This is a genomic window from Citrobacter sp. R4 (genome assembly GCF_026719175.1).
Lineage (GTDB): Bacteria > Pseudomonadota > Gammaproteobacteria > Enterobacterales > Enterobacteriaceae > Citrobacter_A > Citrobacter_A sedlakii.
In genome coordinates this window covers 1-1,022 of record NZ_JAPPSU010000051.1, presented here as the reverse complement: position 1 = coordinate 1,022, position 1,022 = coordinate 1, and the positions used below count along the sequence as shown (strand labels likewise).

General features: G+C 51.9%; 1 protein-coding gene. It reads right to left on the bottom strand.

From position 1 onward, the window contains the following. The coding region (locus OOJ60_RS24495) for a major capsid protein (protein WP_268077815.1) at positions 1–861 on the bottom strand (861 nt) is incomplete at its 3' end. Between the last annotated feature and the right edge of the window lie 161 nt (positions 862–1,022).

Below are 1,022 nucleotides of genomic sequence, written 5' to 3'. Positions count from 1 at the left end.
ACGGATTTCACGTACCGGTGCAAATGGGAGCACGGCATTCAGCACATTGCCGCTAACTACGCCATTAACTACATACGGTTGAGCCAGGTTAGCCCAGATTTCCGGCGATACCCACATCACATCGTATGCCGCGACCTTATTCGCACGGGCCAGGGTACCGAATGCACCTTTACCGAAGAACTCAAACAACTGAGTCATGGTTGCAGTGGTCAGATCGATGTTTGCGCCGCCCGCCCCAGAGCCAAGATTAATCTTCTTGGTGTTGCGGTGGTTTTTGATACCCTGTGCCGGGTATGACTGCACCTGGATATTCGGGTCGCCGTTCAGGTAGTAGTTAACACGCTTCTGGTTGAACTTGCGCATTTTCGCCATCTGCGAGTCAAGTACCAGGTCGATACCAACAGAATTAAGACCAGCAGCATGACGCCAGTTCACACCGTAACCTGCAGTGAACACCGGGATCGGGTCGCCATCACTCGCATATTCGGTATGGTCAAATGAGAATGGAGCCTGACCGTCAATGCTCACAGACACATCATCGGCAATGTCGCCAACAACGTTGTAAAGCTTTGCGGTTTTGCCTACAGATAGCACCGTCTGAACACCAATCAGGTCGTTGACAATTTCCATGCCAACTTCCTGATCACGCAATTGCAGCACCTGGCGGTCAATCTCGGCCCAGAAATCACGCGTAAAACCGCCCACGGCATTCACCGCTAACCATTCAGGAGTCATATTCGAACGGTTTGCCGCAATCATTGCGTCGTGATGAGCATTCCACATATTGCGGTTTGCCCACAGTTCATTCCAGTGACCACCGAGGCGAGAGTTAGTCGCCAGAGTCTCTTTAGAGAAATACATATATGATTATCCTTTTGTTACGCGGCAGGTGCGGCGGCAGTGCCAACGCGCATACGAACGCGAATGAAGTCGGTGGTGCTGGCTGCGATGGTGAATTCATCCTGGCTGTAGCCGATTACTGAATCGGTGTCATCGGTTGCCAGAGTGAATTGCCCGTTGGT